18 protein-coding genes and 1 tRNA gene are annotated in these 21,146 nt (G+C 70.7%); 8 read left to right on the forward strand and 11 right to left on the reverse strand.

Going from position 1 to position 21,146, the window contains the following annotated elements; all coding sequences use genetic code 11:
- Nucleotides 1–9: 9 nt before the first annotated feature.
- From AC4D2F_RS12220 to galK, 3 genes are read left to right on the forward strand one after another with little or no spacing between them, the layout of a single operon-like run.
- Complete coding sequence (locus AC4D2F_RS12220; protein ID WP_490910785.1) at nt 10–810, forward strand: DeoR/GlpR family DNA-binding transcription regulator; 801 nt, start codon at nt 10–12, stop codon at nt 808–810.
- Complete coding sequence (gene galT, locus AC4D2F_RS12225; RefSeq protein ID WP_104168445.1) at nt 807–1,937, forward strand: galactose-1-phosphate uridylyltransferase; 1,131 nt, start codon at nt 807–809, stop codon at nt 1,935–1,937. The genes AC4D2F_RS12220 and galT overlap by 4 nt, the downstream gene beginning before the upstream one ends.
- Entirely contained in the window at nt 1,934–3,091 is a 1,158-nt protein-coding gene (gene galK / locus AC4D2F_RS12230; RefSeq protein WP_490910786.1) for a galactokinase, read from the forward strand. The genes galT and galK overlap by 4 nt, the downstream gene beginning before the upstream one ends.
- Nucleotides 3,092–3,196: 105 nt before the next feature.
- Here the strand turns inward: galK and AC4D2F_RS12235 are convergent, their stop codons facing one another.
- A complete protein-coding gene (locus AC4D2F_RS12235; RefSeq protein WP_490910787.1) occupies nt 3,197–4,054 on the reverse strand; it encodes a Bax inhibitor-1/YccA family protein in 858 nt (285 codons plus the stop codon).
- 297 nt (nt 4,055–4,351) lie between these two features.
- Here AC4D2F_RS12235 and AC4D2F_RS12240 point away from each other — a divergent pair, with 297 nt between their 5' ends.
- The 5 genes from AC4D2F_RS12240 to AC4D2F_RS12260 all read left to right on the forward strand — a co-directional run bounded on the left by AC4D2F_RS12240 (nt 4,352) and on the right by AC4D2F_RS12260 (nt 9,408).
- Nucleotides 4,352–5,683 carry a branched-chain amino acid ABC transporter permease gene (locus tag AC4D2F_RS12240; RefSeq protein ID WP_490910788.1) on the forward strand — a complete coding sequence of 444 codons (1,332 nt, stop codon included), beginning with the start codon at nt 4,352–4,354 and terminating at the stop codon, nt 5,681–5,683.
- Between the two features lie 9 nt (nt 5,684–5,692).
- Nucleotides 5,693–6,673, forward strand: coding sequence for a branched-chain amino acid ABC transporter permease (locus AC4D2F_RS12245; RefSeq protein ID WP_490910789.1), 981 nt, complete (start codon nt 5,693–5,695; stop codon nt 6,671–6,673).
- Nucleotides 6,674–6,840: 167 nt separating this feature from the next.
- Nucleotides 6,841–7,827, forward strand: a complete 987-nt coding sequence (locus AC4D2F_RS12250; protein ID WP_104168814.1) for an ABC transporter ATP-binding protein — start codon at nt 6,841–6,843, stop codon at nt 7,825–7,827.
- The gene (locus AC4D2F_RS12255; RefSeq protein ID WP_043444082.1) at nt 7,827–8,567 is read left to right on the forward strand and encodes an ABC transporter ATP-binding protein; all 741 of its coding nucleotides are present in this window, start codon (nt 7,827–7,829) and stop codon (nt 8,565–8,567) included. Before AC4D2F_RS12250 ends, AC4D2F_RS12255 begins: the two co-directional genes overlap by 1 nt.
- 130 nt (nt 8,568–8,697) lie before the next feature.
- Nucleotides 8,698–9,408, forward strand: coding sequence for a hypothetical protein (locus tag AC4D2F_RS12260; protein ID WP_490910790.1), 711 nt, complete (start codon nt 8,698–8,700; stop codon nt 9,406–9,408).
- A 127-nt stretch (nt 9,409–9,535) separates the two neighbouring features.
- Here the strand turns inward: AC4D2F_RS12260 and AC4D2F_RS12265 are convergent, their stop codons facing one another.
- From AC4D2F_RS12265 to AC4D2F_RS12310, 10 genes are all read right to left on the reverse strand, one after another.
- On the reverse strand, nt 9,536–10,942 hold the full coding sequence (locus AC4D2F_RS12265) for an ABC transporter substrate-binding protein (protein WP_490910791.1): 1,407 nt from the start codon (nt 10,940–10,942) through the stop codon (nt 9,536–9,538).
- A gap of 253 nt (nt 10,943–11,195) precedes the next feature.
- Nucleotides 11,196–11,268, reverse strand: a tRNA-Leu gene (locus AC4D2F_RS12270).
- Between the two features lie 132 nt (nt 11,269–11,400).
- On the reverse strand, nt 11,401–12,840 hold the full coding sequence (locus tag AC4D2F_RS12275) for an NAD(P)/FAD-dependent oxidoreductase (RefSeq protein WP_490910792.1): 1,440 nt from the start codon (nt 12,838–12,840) through the stop codon (nt 11,401–11,403).
- Nucleotides 12,841–12,874: 34 nt separating this feature from the next.
- Nucleotides 12,875–14,317: a S8 family serine peptidase gene (locus tag AC4D2F_RS12280; protein ID WP_490910793.1), complete on the reverse strand. Its 1,443-nt coding sequence runs from the start codon at nt 14,315–14,317 to the stop codon at nt 12,875–12,877.
- A 4-nt stretch (nt 14,318–14,321) separates the two neighbouring features.
- Nucleotides 14,322–15,980, reverse strand: a complete 1,659-nt coding sequence (locus AC4D2F_RS12285) for a DUF501 domain-containing protein (protein ID WP_490910794.1) — start codon at nt 15,978–15,980, stop codon at nt 14,322–14,324.
- A gap of 88 nt (nt 15,981–16,068) precedes the next feature.
- Nucleotides 16,069–16,923, reverse strand: coding sequence for an FtsB family cell division protein (locus tag AC4D2F_RS12290; protein ID WP_490910795.1), 855 nt, complete (start codon nt 16,921–16,923; stop codon nt 16,069–16,071).
- A gap of 96 nt (nt 16,924–17,019) precedes the next feature.
- On the reverse strand, nt 17,020–18,300 hold the full coding sequence (gene eno / locus AC4D2F_RS12295; protein WP_104168455.1) for a phosphopyruvate hydratase: 1,281 nt from the start codon (nt 18,298–18,300) through the stop codon (nt 17,020–17,022).
- Nucleotides 18,301–18,455: 155 nt separating this feature from the next.
- A complete protein-coding gene (locus tag AC4D2F_RS12300) occupies nt 18,456–19,169 on the reverse strand; it encodes a MazG nucleotide pyrophosphohydrolase domain-containing protein (RefSeq protein ID WP_490910796.1) in 714 nt (237 codons plus the stop codon).
- A gap of 5 nt (nt 19,170–19,174) precedes the next feature.
- Nucleotides 19,175–20,332, reverse strand: a complete 1,158-nt coding sequence (locus AC4D2F_RS12305; RefSeq protein ID WP_490910797.1) for an adenosine deaminase — start codon at nt 20,330–20,332, stop codon at nt 19,175–19,177.
- A gap of 23 nt (nt 20,333–20,355) precedes the next feature.
- A complete protein-coding gene (locus AC4D2F_RS12310; protein ID WP_490911100.1) occupies nt 20,356–21,054 on the reverse strand; it encodes a DedA family protein in 699 nt (232 codons plus the stop codon).
- Nucleotides 21,055–21,146 lie beyond the last annotated feature (92 nt).

Raw genomic sequence — 21,146 nt, forward strand, 5'->3', positions numbered from 1 at the left:
AGGAGGGCCATGCTCGCAGCAGAACGCCAGGCGGCGATCCTCGAGCGCCTCTCCGGGCAGCCGGCCGTCCGGGTGAGCGGGCTGGCGATCGCGCTCGGCGTCTCGGAGATGACGGTCCGGCGGGACATCGACACCCTCGAGGCCCGCGGGGCGCTGGTCCGCGTCCATGGAGGAGCGGTGCGCCCGGGCAGCCTCAGCTCGGTCGAGGCGGGCTTCGACGTCAACCGGACGCGGGCCGGTGCAGCGAAGCGGCAGATCGCGGCCGCGGCGGTGTCGCTCCTGGCCCCCGGCATGACCGTCTCCGTGACGGGCGGCACCACCACCTTCGCCCTCGCCCCCCTCCTCTGCCGGGTCCGGGGCCTGACGGTGATCACCAACTCGCTCCCCCTCGCGGACGAACTGTTCCGGCTGAGCGCCGCTGCGACCCCCGAGAGCACCCCCCGGGTGCTGCTCTCGGGCGGGGAGCTCACCCCGTCGAAGGCCCTCGTCGGCCCGCTCGCGACCGGCACCATCTCCACCCTCCGGGCGGACCTGTGCTTCATGGGCGCCCACGGCGTGGACGCCACCGCGGGCATCACCACGCCCAACCTCGCCGAGGCGGACACCAACCAGGCCTTCGCCCGCACCTGCGGGAGGCTCGTGGTGCTCGCGGACGCGACCAAGATCGGCGTCGTGAGCCTCGCCCGTGTCGCGGCACTCGACGCCGCGGCCATCCTCGTCACCGACCGGCACCCCGGCGCCGACTACGCCGCACGCACGCGCATCCTCTGCGACCCCATCACCGACCCCCACCCGGAAGAGCGCCCATGACCCTCATCACCCCCACCCGCCTGTCCGACGGGCGCGAGCTGATCTACTTCGACGCGCACGAGTCCAGCGCCACACGGCACCGCGACGCTGCCGCGACACGTGACGCCCGCGAACTGCCCGCGCGCGGACCGGCCGGGACCGCCCGGTACGACGCCCTGACCGGCGAGTGGATCGCGGTGGCGGCCCACCGGCAGTCGCGCACCCACCTCCCTCCGGCGGACCAGTGCCCGCTGTGCCCGACGACGCCGTCGAACCTCTCGGAGATCCCGGCCTCCGACTACGAGGTCGTGGTGTTCGAGAACCGCTTCTCCTCCTTCGGCCCCGACCTCGGCGACCTGCCGGCCGCCCCCGCCTGGGGTACGACGACGACGGCGTACGGCCGGTGCGAGGTCGTCGCGTTCGATTCCGCGCACGAGGGATCCTTCGGGTCCCTGCAGCCGGAGCGCGCGCGGACCGTGATCGACGCATGGGCCCAGCGCACCGAGGCGCTGTCCGCGATGCCGGGCATCAGGCAGGTCTTCTGCTTCGAGAACCGTGGAGCGGACATCGGCGTGACGCTGCTGCACCCGCACGGCCAGATCTACGCCTACCCGTTCATCCCGCCCCGCGCCGCGACCCTCGCCGGGAAGGCCGCGGAGTTCTTCGAGGCATCCGACGGACGGCAGACGCTCATGGGGCACGCGCTCGCCGCCGAACGGCAGTCCGGCGAGCGCATGGTCATCGAGGGCGAGCACTTCAGCGCCTTCGTACCGTTCGCTGCCCGCTGGCCCCTCGAGGTCCATCTGGTCCCCCACCGGCAGGTCGCGGACATCGCGGGCCTCACGGGCGAGGAGCGCGACGAACTCACGACGGTCTACCTCGAACTCCTCGGCCGGCTCGACGCCCTCTACCCCACGCCCACGCCGTACATCGCGGCCTGGCAGCAGGCGCCCGTCGACGCCGCGCTGCGGCCGGCGAGCTACCTCCACCTCCAGCTCACCTCTCCCCGCCGCGCCGCCGACAAGCTGAAGTTCCTGGCGGGTTCCGAAGCGGCCATGGGCGCCTTCATCAACGACACCACCCCGGAGAAGGTGGCGGACGCCCTCCGCAGCGCCTCTCCCGCCACAGCCCGGAAGGACCAGGCATGAACACCACCCCCCACGATCTCGCGGCCGCCTTCACCGACCGCTTCGGCAGCGAACCGGACGGCCTGTGGTCCGCCCCCGGCCGCGTCAACGTCATCGGCGAGCACACCGACTACAACGACGGCTTCGTCCTCCCCTTCGCCATCAAGCACTCGACGACGGTCGCCGTGGCGGTGCGCCCGGACCGCATCGTGCGGGTCGCCTCGACCTTCTCCACGGACGACACCCCGGTGACCGCGGACCTCGACTCCCTCGAGGAGGGCAGCGTGGAGGGCTGGGCGGCGTATCCCCTCGGCGTGCTGTGGGCCATGGAGCAGTCCGGCTACCGCTGTCCCGGCATGGACATCCTGGTGGACTCGTCGGTCCCGGTCGGTGCCGGACTCTCCTCCTCCGCCGCGCTCGAGTGCGCCGTCGCCGTCGCGGTGAACGATCTCTCGGAGGCCGGCGTGTCCCGCCGGGAGCTCGCCACGATCGGGCAGTTCGCCGAGAACCGCATGGTCGGAGCGCCGACCGGCATCATGGACCAGTCCGCGTCGCTGTTCGGCGAGGCGGGGCATGCCGTCTTCCTCGACTGCCGGTCCGGGGAATCCCGGCTGGTCCCCCTCGACCTCGAGGGTGCGGGGCTCGAACTCATGGTCATCGACACCCGCGTCAGCCATTCGCACTCCACCGGGGGCTACGCGGCCCGCCGCCGGTCCTGTGAACTCGGCGCCGAGCTCATGGGGGTCCCCGCGCTGCGCGATCTCTCGGTGAAGGACCTCGCCGAGGCGGCGGGCGTCCTGGACGAGGAGACGTTCCGGCGGGTGCGCCACGTCGTCACCGAGAACGCGCGCGTCGAGGACGCCGTGGACGTCCTCTCCCGGAAGGGCCCCGCCGACCTCGGGTCCCTCCTCGTGGCCAGCCACGCCTCGATGCGCGACGACTTCGAGATCTCCTGCCCCGAACTCGACACCGCGGTGGACGCCGCCCTGGACGCCGGAGCGCTCGGCGCCCGGATGACCGGCGGCGGGTTCGGCGGCGCCGCGATCGCCCTCGCGCGCGTCGACGACGTCCCCGCCATCCGCTCCGCCGTCAAGGCGGCGTTCTCCGCGGCGGGCTTCCGCGCCCCGGTCGTCTTCGGCGTCCTGCCCGGGGCGGGCGCGGCGCGCGTCGCCTGAGACCACGGGACCCCTGCGAACGGCCCTGAACGGCGAAGGACCCGCACCCTGGAGGGTGCGGGTCCTTCGCTGTGACGACCCCTGGTCGTCACCGATCGGTGGGTGCTAGTCGCTGCCGCGAAGGATCGCGAGCAGGCGCAGGATCTCGACGTACAGCCAGATCAGCGTGACGGTCAGGCCGAAGGCCGCGGTCCACGAGTACTTCTGGGGGGCGCCGTTGCGGACGCCCTCGCTGATCGAGGTGAAGTCGATGATCAGGGAGAAGGCCGCGAGGCCGATCGCGAAGAGGCCGATGACCACGCCGAACGGGATGTTCGTGCCCGGGATCATCTCGCTCCGCATTCCGAACATGCCGTCCGTCACACCGAAGACCATCATGCCGAGGTTGACCAGCGAGAACACCGCGTAGCTGATGATCGCGATCATGAAGAACTTCATCGCCTTCGGCGTCGCGCGCACCTTGCCGCTCTTGAACAGCGCCAGAGTGACGCCGAACACGATGAAGGTGCCGACCACGGCCTGGACCGCGATGCCCGGCCACATGGACTCGAAAAGCATGGTGAGTCCACCGACGAACAGTCCCTCCAGACCCGCGTAGGCGAGGATCAGCGCCGGCGACGGCTCACGCTTGAACGCGTTGACGAGGCCGAGCACGAAGCCGCCGAGCGCGCCGATGACCATGAGGGGCAGGGCGAGCCCGGGCAGCACGAAGGCGGGGATCGCAGCGCCCACCAGGACGACGCCGATGCAGAGCAGCGTCTTCACGATCACGTCGTCGAAGGTCATGCGCCCCGTCTGGGCGGGTCCGGCGGACGGCTGGTTGTACATGTGCTCCAGCTGCTGCTGGTTGGCCATGGTCTGGCCCGCGTACATCGTGGTGCCGACTCCCGCCGCCTGGTTGCCGCCCCGGGTAGCGGAACGGAAGGTCTTCCCGTTGAATACCGGATTACCGCCAAGTGCCATTTCTGTAGTCCTCCAATAGGGGGCCGAGTGTCTAACGAACCCTATCAAGTGCAACGGTCCTGCCCGGGGTTTGTTCCCGGCGGCGACCGTGCTCCCGGCCGGACGGAATTTCAATACCAAGGAGCCTTGGTAAAACATTCGTTATCGAATTGCTACCTTGGCCGGATGCTTTTGCGAAGAGGGGAAACACGCCGCTAGTAAAGTGATCCCCACGCCCGTGACACTCGTCACAACTACTGATCCCAGCGGTTCGCCGCCGGGCTTGCCCCCACCGTGGAGGTTCCCATCTTGATCACCATGTCCACGCCTGCACGGATCAGGAGGTCGCTGCTCCTGGTGCTCGGCCTCCTGACGCTCGTGCTGCTCGGCGCCCCTGCCGCGCAGGCGTCCCAGCCGTCGTCGATCCCGGCGGTGCATCAGGCGCAGACCGCCGCCACCATCCAGGCCTCCGAGTTCGACAACCGGATCGGCGGCGTCCTCCGCGGCGCCGACGGACCCATCGCCGATGTGACGGTCACCGCCAAGGGCAACGGTTTCGAGGGTGAAGCCACCTCCGGCCCCAACGGCGCCTGGAGCATCGGGGTCCCCGAGCAGGGCACCTACGAGGTGGAGATCGACGAGGAGACGCTCCCCGAGGGGGTGGCCCTCGCGGAGGGCCAGGAGAACCCCCGCCAGGTGACCTTCGCCAACACCTCGAGCGCCACCACCCTCTTCCTGTTCGGTGAGGGAATCGTCTCGCAGCAGGCGTCCTTCCTGGACACCCTCGCCGAACGGGCCCTCGCCGGGTTCAGCTTCGGCCTCCTCCTGGCACTGAGCGCCGTCGGGCTCTCCCTGATCTTCGGCACCACGGGCCTCACGAACTTCGCCCACGGCGAGATGGTGACCATCGGCGCGGTCCTCGCGTTCGCCTTCTCGGCCGCCGGGCTGCCGATCACCGTCGCGATCGTCCTGGCGGTCATCGGCGGCGGCCTCCTCGGCTACGTGCAGGACGCCGGTCTCTGGAAGCCCCTCCGGCGTCGCGGGACCGGCCTCGTCCCCATGATGATCGTGAGCATCGGCCTCGCGCTCGCGCTGCGCTACACCATCCAGTTCTTCTTCGGCGGGGCCACCCAGCAGCTTCCAGGATCGCAGAGCGAGATCATCGATCTCGGGTCGGTGTCCATCTCCCGCAACAACCTGACCTCGCTGATCGTGAGCCTCGTGATCATCCTGCTGGTCGCCTTCCTGCTCCTGCGCACGCGCATCGGCAAGGCCACCCGCGCCGTCGCCGACAACCCCGCCCTCGCCGCGGCGTCGGGCATCGACGTGGACCGCGTCATCAGGATCGTCTGGGTCATCGGCGGCATGCTCGCGGCCCTCGGCGGCATCCTGTGGGCCTACTACCGCCCCGGGGTCTCCTACAACATGGGCCAGCAGATCCTGCTGCTCATCTTCGCGGGCGTCACGCTCGGTGGCCTGGGCACGGTCTTCGGCGCCCTCGTCGGTTCCATCATCGTCGGCCTGTTCGTGGAGATCTCCACGATCTGGCTCGAGGCGGACCTCAAGTACGTCGGCGCACTGCTCATTCTGATTCTCGTGCTCCTCTTCCGGCCACAGGGCATCCTCGGCCGCCGCGAGCGCATAGGTTAGGGGCTCTTCATGGACTTCGGAAACATCCTCATCAACGCCTTCGGCGAGATGATCAGCCCCACCACGGCGGCGTACGCCCTCGCGGCCCTCGGTCTCGCGGTGCACTTCGGCTATTCGGGCCTCCTGAACTTCGGACAGGCCGGCTTCATGGCCGTCGGGGCCTACGGGTACGCCATCGCGACCCTCAGCTTCGACGCACCGCTCCCGGTGGCGGTGCTGGTGGCCGTCGTCGCCTCCGTGATCTTCGCGATCATCCTCGGTATACCGACCCTCCGCCTGCGGGCGGACTACTTGGCGATCGTGACCATCGCGGCAGCGGAGATCGTCCGCTACATCGTGACCACCAACGGGCTCACGGATGTCACCGGTTCGGCCAACGGGCTGGCGGCCTTCGAGGGCGGGTTCTTCGGCCTCAATCCCTTCCCCCAGGGGACCTACAACATCGGCCCCCTCGGGATGAACGAGCGCGACCTGTGGATCCGCGTCGTCGCCTGGAGCGTCGTCACCATCGCGTGCCTCCTCGTCTGGCTCCTCATGCGCAGCCCCTGGGGCCGCGTGCTGAAGGGCATCCGCGAGGACGAGAACGCCGTGCGCTCGCTCGGCAAGAACGTGTACGCCTACAAGATGCAGGCCCTGATCATCGGCGGTGTCCTCGGGTCGATCGCGGGCATCATCTTCACGCTGCCGCGCGGCGCCGTCCAGCCCGCGAACTACGCGACCGAGCTGACGTTCTTCCTCTACACGTGCCTCCTCCTCGGCGGCATGGCCACTGTCCTCGGACCGGTCGTCGGGGCGATGATCTTCTGGGTGGTGCTCTCGTTGACGCAGGGAATCCTGTACGGCCTCATCGAGGTCGGCGCCATCACGTTCCTCACCAACTCTCAGGCGGGTCAGCTGCGCTACATCCTCGTGGGTGTGGCCCTGATGCTGCTCATGATCTTCAGGCCGCAAGGCGTCCTGGGCAACAAGAAGGAGCTGGCGTTCGCATGACCGGCAACCACGGTGAGAACACCCACGACAACCATCACGACAACGACCCGGGGATCACCCCCGGCGATGCCGCTCCGGCGGCGTCCGGCGCCCACGCCGCGGCAGCCCCGGCCGGCGGCGTCCCGGGCGGCTCGGCGGCGGGTGCGGCCCCGCCGGGCCAGGACTACATGACGGACTCCGAGCCCATCGCCACCGGGGAGGCGAGGCCGGGGTGCAGCAAGCGCGATCCCATCGTGGTCGCCCGGAAGGTGACCCGCAGCTTCGGCGGCATCAACGCCGTCGACGTCGAGCACCTCGAGATCCCGCGGCACAAGATCACCGCCCTGATCGGCCCCAACGGCGCCGGCAAGACGACGCTGTTCAACCTGCTCACCGGGTTCGACACCCCGAACAGCGGCGACTGGGAGTTCGACGGCAAGCCGCTCGCGAAGGTCGCCTCGCACAAGGTGGCACGGATGGGCATGGTGCGCACGTTCCAGCTCACCAAGGTCATGGGCAAGCTCACCGTCATGGAGAACATGCGTCTCGGTGCCGCGGACCAGCCCGGCGAGAGCCTCGGCCGGGCCCTGTTCAAGGGCATCTGGGGAGGCCGGGAACGCGAGATCACGCAGCAGGCGGAGGTGTTGCTGGAGAAGTTCAAGCTCGACGCCAAACGCGACGACTACGCGGCGTCCCTCTCCGGCGGGCAGCGCAAGCTCCTCGAGATGGCGCGGGCGCTCATGGTCCGGCCGCGGCTCGTGATGCTCGACGAGCCGATGGCGGGCGTCAATCCGGCGCTCACGCAGTCCCTGCTGGAACACATCAAGAACCTGAAGGCGGAGGGCATGACCGTCCTGTTCGTCGAGCACGACATGCAGATGGTCCGCCACATCGCCGACTGGGTGGTGGTCATGGCCGAGGGCAAGGTGGTCGCGGAGGGTCCGCCCGCCATCGTCATGAAGGACCAGGCCGTGATCGACGCCTACCTGGGGGCCCACCACGACGTGGACCTCGGCGACGCCGAGGGCATCGAGCGCCTCGAGGCGGAACTCGCCCACGACGAGGAATCGGTCATCGGCACCGAGGATGAAGGCCTCCTCGGCCGCGGGGTCATCGAGCTCGGAGGCGAGCCGCGCACGGCAGGCTCCGCCCACAAGGACGAGGAGACGAAGTAATGGCTGAATTCGAGGGCGACTCCGTCGTCAAGGTCACCGATCTCGTGGCGGGCTACCTGCCCGGCGTGAACATCCTCAACGGGTGCAGCATCGAGGCACGCCGCGGTGAGCTCATCGGGATCATCGGCCCGAACGGGGCCGGCAAGTCGACGCTCCTGAAGGCGATGTTCGGACTCGTGAAGGTGCATTCCGGCACCGTCATCGTCCGTGGGCAGGACCTCACGGGCCTGAAGGCGAACAAGCTGGTCAGCCTGGGCGTCGGCTTCGTGCCGCAGAACAACAACGTGTTCTCCACCCTGACCATCGAGGAGAACCTCCAGATGGGCATGTACCAGAGGCCCAAGGACTTCAAGGAGCGCTTCGACTTCGTCGCGAGCCTCTTCCCGGAACTCGCCAAGCGGCGGGCGCAGCGGGCGGGGTCGCTCTCCGGCGGGGAGCGCCAGATGGTCGCGATGGGCCGGGCCCTCATGATGGATCCCGCGGTACTGCTGCTGGACGAGCCCTCCGCCGGCCTCTCGCCCGTGAAGCAGGACGAGACGTTCCTGCGCGTGCATGAGATCAACAGGGCCGGGGTCTCGGTGATCATGGTGGAGCAGAACGCACGCCGCTGCCTGCAGATCTGCGACCGCGCCTACGTGCTGGACCAGGGCAAGGATGCCTACACGGGCACCGGCCGCGAGCTGATGAAGGACCCGAAGGTCATCCAGCTGTATCTCGGCACCCTGGCCGACACCGCCTGAGGTCCGCACCTCAAGGAGCCGTGAAGCGCAAGGGATGGGCGGAACCGGGAACGGTTCCGCCCATTGCCGTGTCCGGCCCGCTACCTTGGCAGGAGGACGCCGGACGGCGTGCACCCGGGAAGGACGACTCATGGCAGGACTGGCCAGCAGCGCGATCGGGAAGGGCTTCGAAGGCGTGTTCCGGGGCATCAAGCGCGTCCGCCGGCACCGCCCCATCCACACCCGCGGGCTGCGGCTCGACGGCACGGTCATGGTCCACGAGCACGGCCTGCACAGCGGGATCGCGTGGATCGATCAGCCGGGGCGGGCCCCCGCGACGGCCCGTGTCTCGCGCTCGGTCGGTACTCCGGACGGCCTGCCGGACATCATGGGACTCGCGGTGCGGGTTCATCACCCGGACAACGGGGCGGGGCCCTCGACCTTCTCGGACATCCTGCTGTCCTCGACCGGCTGGTCCGTCCCCGGCCGCTTCGTCCTCGTGCCGAGGCTTCGGCTCTCGCGCACGCCGTTCGGCACGATGATGCCCTACCGCGGCGACCACGGCCCGGTGCTGCTCGGCGCGCGCACGCTCGACCCCGCCGGGCTGCCCGCGTCACTCCGTGCGCTCGAACGCGCCCTCGGACCCTCGACCTGGCGGCTCGGTCTGTTCTTCGCGACGCCGCTCGGTGCGTGGCAGCACTTCGGCACCCTCACCCTCGTCCTGGCCCCGGAGGCGGAGGAGAGGGATCTCCGCTTCGACGCCATCCTCCATCCCCTCGCCGGCGCCGCGACGTACGAGTGGGCACGCCGCGTCCGCGAGCCCTCCTACGCCCTCTCCAGGCGTCCGCCGGGCGTCGACTGATCGCGGGGACGGCAGGGCCCGACGGCGTGTGTCCGGGCAGCACAAGGCCCCGGTCGCGCCTTCCGGGGAAGGGCGGCCGGGGCCGTGTCGCCTGTGTCACCGGTCGGGGTGACACACCGGACAGTCCCTAGAGCTTGCCGACCTCGGAACGGCTCGGCTGGGGCTTGTTGTCGGCGTCGTACTTGTAGATACCGATGGCGGCCTCGGTGGGATCACCGTTCTCGTCGAAGGAGACAGGACCGGAGATGCCGTCGTAGTCGATGTCCTCGCCCTCACGGAGCAGCGTGACGCAGCCCGCGAAGTCGAAGCACTTGGTGCCGTCCTTCGATACAGCTGCGAGCTGCTCGGAGATGGCCGTGCCCTCGACGCTCCCCGCCGCCTCGGAGGCGAGCGCGATGAGGTTCACGGCGTCGTAGCTCTCGCCCGCATAGGCATAGCTGTTCAGGTTCGGATCGACCGTGGCCAGGGCTTCCTGGAATCCGGTCCCGGTGAAGGGGCCGGGGATGGTGCCCTGGGCTCCTTCGAGGGTGCCGGGATCGAGGTCGGCACTGTAGTCGGAGGTGTTGCCGTCGACCATGAAGATCGAGCTGGCGTCGATACCCTTGGCGACCAGCAGCGGCACGATGCTCTTGGCCTCGTCGAAGCTGATGAGGACGATCGCGTCGGGCTTCGCCGCAGCGATGGCGTCCACCTGGCTGGAGAACTGGGAGTCGCCGGTGTTGAACATCTCGTTGCCGACGACCTGCCCGCCTGCCCCTTCGATGACCTCCTGGATGTTGCTCTGCAGGCCGGTGCCGTAGGAGTCGTTGAGCGTGATCATGCCGACGGTCTGCGCGCCGCACTCCATGATGTAGTTGCCGAGCGTGCGTCCCTGGAGCACGTCCGAGGGAGCGGTACGGAAGTACAGGCCCTTGTCGTCCCAGGTGGTGAACTCCGGCGAGGTGTTGGCGGGCGAGAACTGCACGACGCCGGCACCCGTGATCTGGTTGATGACGGTCTTCGACACACCCGAGGACGCGGCGCCGATGATGGCGCTGACGTCCTGGGACAGCAGGTCGGTCACGGACTGCGTGGCGATGTCGGTCGTGGTGTCGCCGGAATCGCGATGCGTGATCGAGATGTCCTGGCCCAGCACACCGCCGGCCGCGTTGACCTCCTCGACGGCGAGGTTGACGCCCGCGATCTCCGGCGGGCCGAGGAACGCGAGCGTCCCGGTGGTCGGCAGGATGGATCCGAGCTTCAGCGGCTGGGGGCTCGTGGTCTCGCTGGCGGGTACGGCCGCAGGATCACCCTTCTCGCCCTGCTCCTCGCCGGTCCCACCCTCGCTCTCGGGACACGCCAGCGCGGATGCGCCCGCGGCCGCCGTGGTCTCCGTGCTGCCGCTGTCGCCGCCGTCGCCCTCGGAACCCGTGGTCCCGCCGCCACCGCAGCCGGAGGCGAAGAGCGCGACGCCCAGGCTCAGGGCAGCGATCTTCGCCGCGCGCGGGGCGTTCTCCCCAATGCCGAAACGCGCGGAGTTGCGTGTTGCAGTCATGAATTAGTCTCCTCGACCGAAAGGCTCTTGCTGCCTTTGATGCGTGTTGCCAGGTGTTCCTGGCTTATGGAAAAGCTAATCCAATTTCGTGTCCGAGATAAGGGAATCCGGTTACATCCTTGTAACGCTCGTCACAGCCGACAGATCCCACTCTTGACAGCAGGCACTGATCAGTATCCTGTCGATCGACGGCGGCCGGACACTTCCGCGGCCATTCAGCGGACCGATCCGGTGGCCACTCGCGCGGGAGAAGTGCCCCAGCAGGGACTCGAACCCTGACTGAACAGATTTTAAGTCTGCTGCCTCTGCCATTGGGCTACTGGGGCCGACCGGACGCTCCAGCCTACCGCGGAGGGCAGGCTCGGTCCCTCGGCGGCGGCAGATCCGGCGGGGCGAAGCAGAACGACGGCGGCCCGGGGCGGGCCGCCGTCGTTCTCCTCACGGGTGGTGCGCGGTGCTCAGGCCGTCGCCTTCGCGGAGGCCGCCTTGCCCGCCGGGGTGGGCGGCTGGCTCTGCAGCGCGGTGTCCTTCTTCGGCGCCGGGGTGGCCGCTTCGCGGAACTGGCGCTGGGGGGTCTGCAGGTCGGAGAGCGGAGCAAGGTCCCGACCGAACAGGAAGCTCAGGCTCCAGTTGACGATGACGCGTGCCTTGCGCTCGTACATGGGCATCGCGAAGCCGTGGTAGCCGCGGTGCGCCAGCCACGCCGGGAAGCCCTTCATGCCGAAGCCCATGATGTTCGCGACACCCTTGAACTGGCCGAAGCCGGCCACGGCACCGAGGTTGGTGTGGCGGTATTCCTTGACCTCGTCCACACCGTAGTTCGCAGCGAGGATGTTGGCGGCCAGCAGCTTGGCCTGGCGGACGGCGTGCTGGGCGTTCGGGACGCAGAAGCCTCCCACTCCCCCGCCCGTGAGGTCGGGGACGGCCGCGACGTCGCCGGCGGTCCAGGCGTGCTCGATGGGTCCGTCATCGCCGGTGATGCGGAGTTCCGGGGAGGCACGGACGCGGCCGCGCTCGTCCACGGGGAAGTCCGTGGAGCGGACCACGGGGTTCGCCTGCACACCGGCCGTCCAGATGAGGGTGTCGGTGCCGAACTCGTCGGCCGGGGTCTTGTCCGGCATGTTGATGAGCTTGAGCGTGCCCTCCACCGCGCTGGAGAGCGAGGTGTTCAGCAGGACCTCGATCTGGCGTGACCGGAGGTGCTCGACGACCCACTCGGCCTGCTCGGCCGTGACCTCGGGCATGATGCGCCCCATGGCCTCGACCAGGACGAAGCGCAGGTCGCTGCGGCTGAGGCGCGGGTTGGCCTTCACGGCGTCACGGGCTGCGTCCTCCATCTCCGTGATGGTCTCGATGCCGGCGAAGCCGCCGCCGACGACCACGAAGGTGAGGGCGCGGTCCCGCTCGGGGCCTTCGGGGAGGACCGAGCCGGTCTCGATGCGCTCGAGCATGCGGTCGCGCAGGGCGACGGCCTCCTCGATCGTCTTCAGGCCGATGCCCTGGTCCTTCAGGCCGTCGATCGGGAAGGTACGCGTGATGGAGCCTGCGGCGACGACGACGTCCGTGTAGCCGAGCTCGAAGGACTCCCCGCCGCCCGAGGGGGCGATCGTCGCGGTGCGGCCCGCGTGGTCGATCGACGTGACCTTGCCGGAGATGAGCTCCGTCTTCCTCAGGTGCTTGCGGTGGGACACGATGGCGTGGCGCGGTTCGATGTTCCCGGCGGCGACCTCGGGGAGGAACGGCTGGTAGGTCATGTAGGGCAGGGGATCCACCAGCGTCACGATGCCGCCGTGGTCCTTGACCTTTTTCTGGAGCCGGTGCGCGACGTACAGGCCGACGTAGCCGCCGCCGACGACGAGGATGCGCGGGCGATCAGAGAAGTGTGGGTTCGATGCCATCCCTCGATGCTACCGGACTTTGTGAAAATCTTCACTAGCTCGGTGGGTGGCCCGGCAGCACTCTCGGGCCCCGATCGTCGTCCTCGGCGCTCCGCCCGCCGTCGCTCCTGTGTTCTCCGGCCGCCGCCTCGCGCCGCCGGACGTGAGCCACGTGCAGGGCTCCCCCCACGAGCACGGCGAACATCAGGCCCGCGAAGCCGACCACCACGACGCCCGGGATGGTGTGGACCGACTCGAGTGGATCCTCCGCCTGCGGGGCGGGTGGGGCGGGGATGATCTCCGGGGCCGGTCGGCTGGGTGGCTCGGGAGCCGGCGCCGGGCTCTGGCCGTCCCGCCGGTACAGCTCGATCCACTCGGCCATGCTGCCCAGTCGGTTCTGGTCGGGCACGGAGATGTCGCTGCCCACAGCCGCGGCCACGTCCAGGACACCGTAGCCGTAGAGGGTGTCGAAGCCCGGGGCCCCGGCGTCCTTCGCCGTACCGATGATGCGGTTGACGACCTCCGCGGCCGTGAGCTCCGGGTACCGCGACCGGATCAGGGCCGCCACGCCGGAGACGAGGGGCGCCGCGCCGGAGGTCCCGGACCAGTCGGCGTAGAACCCGCCGGGGAGCCCTCCCACGAGGTTCTCGGAGGGTGCCGCCACCGCGATGCTGATGCCTTCACTCGATGCCTCGTCGCTGGCCATGCCGGACCGGTCGAGGCCGGCCACGGCGAGGACACCGGGGATCGTCGCGGGGGCACCGACCTGGGTCAGTCCACCGGCCCGGTTGCCGGCCGCAGCGACGATCACGACGTCGTTCTGCTCGGCGTGGAGGAAGGCGTCGTCCCAGCTCTCGGGCCATGCCGTGCTGGTGCTGCCGAGCGACATGTTGATGACGTCCGCGCCGTTGTCCACGGCCCAGCGGACGGCGTCGGGCACCTGCTCGTCGACGGAGATGCCGGCCGGGTTGGGGCCGCCGTTGGGCCCCTCGATCCAGACGGACACCGCGAGGAGGTCGGCCTTCGGTGCTACGCCGACGATGCCGTCCGGACCCTCCCCGTACTGGGAGTACGGCTCCGCCTCCACCGTGGGTTCCGCCGGGGCCGTGCCCCTGTCGGAGGGCTCGGGGGCGGGCGGCGCCTCCGCGTCGGTGTGTCCGCGGCCCGCCACGAGGGTGCTGACCAGGGTTCCATGGCTCGGGACCTCGCCGATGCCGCGCAGTCCGCCCGGGTCCCCGGCGCCGGAGGCGTCCGTCCCGCCGACCACGGCTCCGGCGAGGTCCGGGTGGGTCGCATCCACGCCGCTGTCGATCACGGCGACCGTGACGCCCTCGCCCTCCGTGGTCGTCCATGCCTCGGCGATGCCGTAGTCCTCGAGCCAGTACTCCTTGGCGCGCACCTCGTCGGCGGCGGCGGGCAGGGCTGCCTGCAGGAGGACGGTGAGGGCGACGACGACGGCCGTCCCCGTCCGGACGGCCGCGCGGGCTGGCGTGGGCATCAGCTCACGTGCCCTGCCGGGCGACGCTCAGCGCGATGCCGTCGAGGATGTCGTGCTCGCTCGCGACGGCGGTGGTGACGCGCCCGCCGGTCAGGACCGCCACGCGATCGAGGATCGTCCGCCAGATGAGGGCGCCGGCACCGATGACATCCACCCGGCCCGGATGCATGTAGGGCAGCGACGCGCGCGATGCATGCGGCCGGTGGAGGAGGTCGGAGGCCGCCGCGGAGATCGCCGCGATGGGCAGCTCGGCCCCGTGGATGCGGTCGGGCTGGTAGGCGGGCAGGTCGAGGGCGTGCGCGGTCACCGTGGTGACGCTGCCCGCCACGCCGACGATCTTGGTGACCTCATGCAGCGGCACCTCGTCGGCGGCCTGGTCGACGAGGCGCAGGACCTCGGCTTCCATCGCCGCGATCTGTTCCTCGGAGGGCGGGTCGTCCCGGAGGAAACGCTCCGTGAAGCGCACGCAGCCCATGTCGGTGCTCAGGGCTCCGATCAGCCCCCCGGCCGTGCCCGCCACGAATTCCGTGCTGCCACCGCCCAGGTCGATGACGAGGACGGTCTCGTCCGCGGCCGTCGCCAGGACGCTGACGGCGCCGTCGAAGGAGAGTCGCGCCTCCTCGTCCCCGGAGACGACCTCGGGCTCGACGCCGAGGCGTGCCCGGATGCCGTCCACGAAGTCCTGCCGGTTCTCGGCGTCCCGCGATGCCGACGTCGCCACGAACCGCACGGGCGGGTTCCCGTGCTGCGCGATCAGCGCCGCGTACTCCTCGGCCGCGGCGAAGGTGCGCTCCAGGGCGGCCTCGGACAGGCGCCCGGTCGCGTCGACCCCCTCGCCGAGGCGCACCACGCGCATGAGGCGCACGACGTCGGTCAGCACGCCGTCCTGGACGTCGGCGATCAGCAGGCGGATCGAGTTGGTGCCGCAGTCGATGGCAGCGGTGCGCATGGCTTCTCCTCGCGGGGGTGCGGTCGTGGCCGCGTCGGCGGCGCCGCGGCGGCGTGCCGCCCGTTTCGCCTCGAGCTCCTCGGGGCTCAGCCCCTGGGTCCTGGTGTGTCTGCTGAGGTCGGCGTGGGGCGCCTGGCCCGTGGTGTCCCATGCCCCGTCGCAGTAGCAGCGCTCCGGCGTCCACCAGGGGGCGATGCGGCTGATCGCCTCGTCGCCGAGCGGGTTCACGCCGGGACCCGCCGCGAGGGCATGGCCCACCAGCACGTGCAGGCATTTGACCCGTGTCGGCATGCCGCCGGCGGAAACGCCGTCGATCTCCGGGACCGGGCCCGTGCCGGCGCGTTCCCCGACGGCGTCGCGCGCCGCCAGGTACGCGAGGTGCGCCGCCCGGTAGTGGTCGGCGAGACCGGAGTCCTCGGTGAGGCGGTCGCTCATCCCGGTCATCACGCCGTCGGCCTCGAGACGGGAGACCGCCGCGGTGATGACGGGGTGCGCCAGGTAGTACGTGGTGGGGAACGGGATGCCGTTGGACAGGCGCGGGGCCGTGGTGGCGACGAGCGGGTTCCCGCAGACGCACCGGGCACCGATCTCGACGACATCGCGGACGGGACGCCCCAACTGCCGGCTGAGGACGTCGAGGTCGCGCCCGCTCGGGGTCCTGCTGTCGGTCGCCGGTCGATCCTCGAGGGCGTCGTGCTGGCGGTGCTGGGTCACGCTGTTCCTTCCTTGGTACGCGGCGGGCATGCGCTCCGGCGCAGCACCCGATCCGACGGGGCCCGCCCCGGGGGCGGCGTGCCGTCGCTCAGTCCGTCGCCGCGCGGGCGACCGAGGTCCACAGGGAGTCCACCCAGGGCAGGTCGGCGGGCTCGGCGGCCGAGCCCTCCCCCGTGCTCTCCTCGATGCCGTCGCCGCCCTTGACGAGGTAGCGGGTCTCGCCCGGCATCACGAGGAAGATCCGCTCGCGGGCCTGCTGCTTCACGAAGGCGGGATCGTCCCAGCGCGCGAGCTCCGAGGTGTAGTCGGCCTGTTGCTGCTGCTGCCGGGCGATGTCCGCCCGGAGGGCGTCGAGTTCGGTCTGCTGCTGCAGGTAACGGCTCACCGACGGCGCCAGCAGCACGATCACCGCGACGAGCACGACGGCGAGGGCCAGCAGGCGTCCCGAGAAGGCCTTCGCCGGGATGGGTGTGGCTTCCTCGGCCGGCTCGATGACCGACTCCGCCCGCCTGGACCCGAGCCGCCCGCGCCGGATGCTGCCGGCCAGCTGGGACCGTTCCGCCGCCCTGGCCGCGGAGGCCGACGCCGCGGGGGTCCCGGCGGCGTCCAGTCGCGAACGGGCCGGGGTCGTCCCGGCCGGTCCCGCGCCGGCGCGCGACGCGGAGGTGCCGCCGGAGCCCGGTGCGGGCCGTGGATCCTTCGTCGCCGAAGGGCCCGGGGCGCGCGGGGTGGCCGGTTTCCGCGGGGACCCGGCGGCCCTGGAGGTCGCCGGCGCGTGGCCGGTACCCCGGGGGCCCGTACCGGGTCCGGGCTGCGTGGAAGGCCCGACGGCCCGGGAGCCGTGGGCAGGGGGCTGGCCCTTGGACGTCCCCGGGACCGGCCGCTCCTCCGCCGCAGGCGTCGGGCGGCCGGCTCGCGGCACGTTAGGGCGGCGGACGGTCATGGAGCTCCTCGTCGATGCTGTCGCGTGTGGTCGCGTGGGTGCCTCACGGAACCCGTCTAACGAGGGTAACCGCCCTGTCGATCAACTGCGGATCACCTAGGCCGTGAAACGCGGGAAGGCGCTGCGGCCGGCGTAGCGTGCGGCGTCGTCGAGCTCCTCCTCGATGCGCAGCAGCTGGTTGTACTTGGCGACGCGCTCGCTCCGGGCGGGTGCGCCGGTCTTGATCTGGCCCGCATTGGTGGCCACGCAGATGTCCGCGATCGTGGTGTCCTCGGTCTCGCCGGAGCGGTGCGAGGTGATCGTCGTGTAGCCGGCGCGCTGCGCCATCGAGATGGCGTCGAGCGTCTCGGTCAGGGTGCCGATCTGGTTGACCTTGACCAGCAGCGAGTTCGCCGTCCGGGTGGAGATGCCCTTGGCGAGGCGCGTGGGGTTCGTGACGAAGAGATCGTCGCCGACGATCTGCACCTTGTCGCCCAGCGAGTCGGTGAGGAGCTTCCAGCCTTCCCAGTCGTCCTCGTCGAGCGGATCCTCGATGGAGACGAGCGGGTAGTCGCGGACGAGCTCCTCGTAGTAGGCGCTCATCTCCTGGGTGCTGAGGGACTTGCCCTCGAACTGGTACGCGCCGTCCTTGTAGAACTCGGAGGCGGCGACGTCGAGCGCGAACGCGATGTCGGTGCCCGGCGTGTACCCGGCGCGCTCGATCGCGGTGGTGATGAGGTCCAGGGCGTCGCGGTTGGACGGCAGGTTGGGGGCGAAGCCGCCCTCGTCGCCGAGGCCGGTGGCCAGGCCCTTCTCCTTCAGCACGGACTTGAGCTCGTGGTACACCTCGACGCCCCAGCGGAGGCCCTCGGAGTAGGTCTGTGCGCCGAGCGGCACGATCATGAACTCCTGGATGTCGACGTCGGAGTCCGCGTGGGATCCGCCGTTGAGGATGTTCATGAGGGGGACGGGCAGCACGTGCGCGTTCGGTCCGCCGAGGTAGCGGTACAGCGGGAGGGTCGAGGACTCCGCGGCGGCGCGGGCGATGGCGAGCGAGACGCCGAGCATCGCGTTGGCGCCCAGGTTGGACTTGTTCTCGGTGCCGTCCAGGTCGATCATCGCCTGGTCGATCGCGCGCTGGTCGGCGGCGTCGAATCCGAGGAGGGCCGGCTGGATCTGCTCGATCACGGCTTCGACGGCCTGCAGGACGCCCTTCCCGAGGTAGCGGTCCTTCTCGCCGTCACGGCGTTCGTTCGCTTCGAACGCACCGGTGGACGCACCGGAGGGGACGGCGGCGCGGCCGAAGGTGTCGTCGTCGAGCAGTACCTCGACCTCGACCGTGGGGTTTCCGCGGGAGTCGAGGATCTCCCTCGCGTGGATGGCATCGATAATGGCCATGGAATAGCTCCTCTTCGTTGGAGTGTAGGGTCAACATCTTGTTGGGACGTCTTTGTCAGGGCAACGGAGGTGTTGCTCCCAGCCTAGTTCACCTGCGTCCCGGCGGTGCCGTGGGTCACGCGGTTGTGACGTGGGCGTGCCGGCCGTCCCCGGGCTCAGGCCCCGTCGCGGACATCCCGCTGGTAGTCCAGCACGGCACGGCGCAGGGCACGCTCCGGGTCGATGCCCGCGCCGAGCGCCCGGCGGACCAGGGCCAGCAGTTCCAGGCCGAGCTCGGCCTCGCTCCCCTGCTCCTGCCGGCCCTCCCCTGCGCGCCCGTCTCCGGCGCGCCCGAGGGTCTTCGCGGCGAAGGCCAGCGCGGGGAGGTGGTGCGGGATGCCGTCGAACGGTGAAGTGCGGGCGGGCCGCTCCTGCGCCTTCACGGCCTGCCACGCGGCGACGATGCCGTCGACCGACGGCGTGTCACGCCCGGGCGTCGCGGCCCGCAGGCTCCCGTCCGTCGCGAACACGTGCGGGTTCCGGCGCACCAGCTTGTCGGTGAGCCCCTCCGCCACCTCGGCGAGCCCGAAGGACCCGGCCTCGGCCCGGAGCTGTGCGTGCAGGACCACCTGGAACAGGACGTCGCCGAGCTCGCCCCGGAGCTCGTCGAGGAGGGACCGCTCCGGCGTCCCGGCGCGCGAGACGTCGTCGACCGCCTCGTAGAGCTCGTACGTCTCCTCCACGAGGTACCCGAGCAGCGCCGCGTGGTCCAGGGCGGCCGTCCACGGGCAGTGGCGGCGCAGCAGGGCGACCACCTCGACGAGGCGCTCCACCGCCGCGCCCGGAGGGTTCCCGGGCGTGGCGTCGCGCGCCCCTGCCGCGTCCTCCACGGAGCTCAGGCGGAGGCCAGCCCGGCGGCGGCGTCGAACCGCTGGGCGACGTACTCGGCCAGGGCCTCGCGGTCCTCGAGCGGCAGGAACGCGGCGTCGACGGCGTTCAGGGTGAGGGCCAGGAGGTCGCCGAGGTCGTAGCCGAAGGTCTCGACGAGCAGCTCGAACTCACCGGTCAGCGTGACCCCGCTCATAAGGCGGTTGTCGGTGTTGACGGTGACCTTGAAGCCCAGCTGGTAGAGCAGGTCGAACGGGTGGGCGTCGATCGTGGTGCCGAAGGCCTCGATGGCCCCGGTCTGCAGGTTCGAGGACGGGCACAGCTCGAGCGCGATCCCCCGGTCCCGCACCCACGACGCGACCAGGCCGAGGTTCGCGATGCCCACCTCTTCGCCGTCGGCGGCCTGCTCGTCCGCGGCTTCCTCGATCTCGATGTCCTCGGCGATGCGGACGCCGTGGCCGAGGCGCAGCGCACGCCCGGCGACGAGCGCGTCCCGGATGCTGTCCAGGCCGGCGGCCTCTCCCGCGTGGACGGTCACGGGGAACTGCTCGGAGGCGAGGAAGGTGAAGGCGTCGGCGAAGCGGGACGCCGGGAAGCCGTTCTCCGCACCGGCGATGTCGAAGCCGACGGCCCCGCGGTCGCGGTGGCGGAGGGCGAGTTCGGCGATCTCCTGGCCGCGGTCGGCGTGCCGCATCGCGGTGACGAGCTGGCCCACCTGGATGACGCGGCCGGCGGCGATCGCCGCGGCGGCGCCCGCCTCGAGCCCCTCCTGCACGGCTTCGACGGCCTCGTCGAGGCTCAGGCCCTGCCGGGTGTGCTGTTCGGGGGCCCAGCGGACCTCGCCGTAGACCACGCCGTCGAGCGCGAGGTCCTCGACGAACTCCCGCGCCACGCGGATGAGCCCGTCCCGTGTCTGCATGACGGCGATCGTGTGGTCGAACGTCTCGAGGTACCGCTCGAGGGAGCCCGAGTCCGCGGATTCGCGGAACCAGGCACCGAGGGACTCGGCGTCGGAGGCCGGCAGCTCGTGGCCGATCGCGGCGGCGAGCTCGAGGATGGTGGCCGGCCGCAGCCCGCCGTCGAGGTGGTCGTGGAGAGAGACCTTCGGGAGGGTCCGGATGTCGATGGCAGCGTCGGGGACGGCGTCGTTCTGGGTCTGGGTCACGCTGCCAGCCTACGCGATGCGCGTCAGCGCGGGCCCGCCCCGTGGGCCGGTTCGGGCCGGCCCCGGGCCTCGCCGGCGGACCCCCCGGTGGGCTCCCCGTCGGACTCATCGCGCGTGGCCTGCAGCGGGGTCGAGCCGCGGACGAGGGCGATCACGCGGTCCGTCACGAGACCGATCACGACGGCGATCCCGACGGCCACGGCGACCCCGAGCAGGTGGTTGTGCTGGAACCACGTGCCCGCGACGGCGCCGATCCCGACGGAGTAGCCGGCCCACACCACCCCGGACAGGGCCGTGAGGGCCACGAAGCGGCGCCGGGAGTAGCCGGTCGCGCCCGCGGTGAGGTTCACCGCGACCCGGCCGATCGGGATGAAGCGCGCCACCAGGATGAGCGAGGCCGCGCGCCTGGTGAGCTCCCTGCCCGCCCAGGTGAAGGAGCGCTGCATCCGGGGTTGCCGCATCCACCGGAACCGTTCGGTGCCGATCCATCGGCCGAGGAGGAAGGCGATGTTGTCGCCGAGGAAGGCTCCGAGCGCCGCGACCAGGATCAGCAGCCACGGGTCGGGCACCCCCTGCGTGATGATGAGGGACGCCAGCCCGACGACGACGGATTCGCTGGGCACGGGCGGGAAGAAGCCGTCGACGAGGCAGCAGGCGAGGACCAGGAGGTACACCCAGGGCTCTCCCGCCGCTGCGAGGACGCCGGCGCCGATGCCGTCCAGGGCAGTGGTGATCGCATCCATCGTGGGCTCCTGCCGTCGTCGCCCCGTACCTCCGTGACGGGCGTCCGGCTCCGACGCTACCGGCGCACCCG

The organism is Arthrobacter sp. TJ-263, assembly GCF_058269155.1.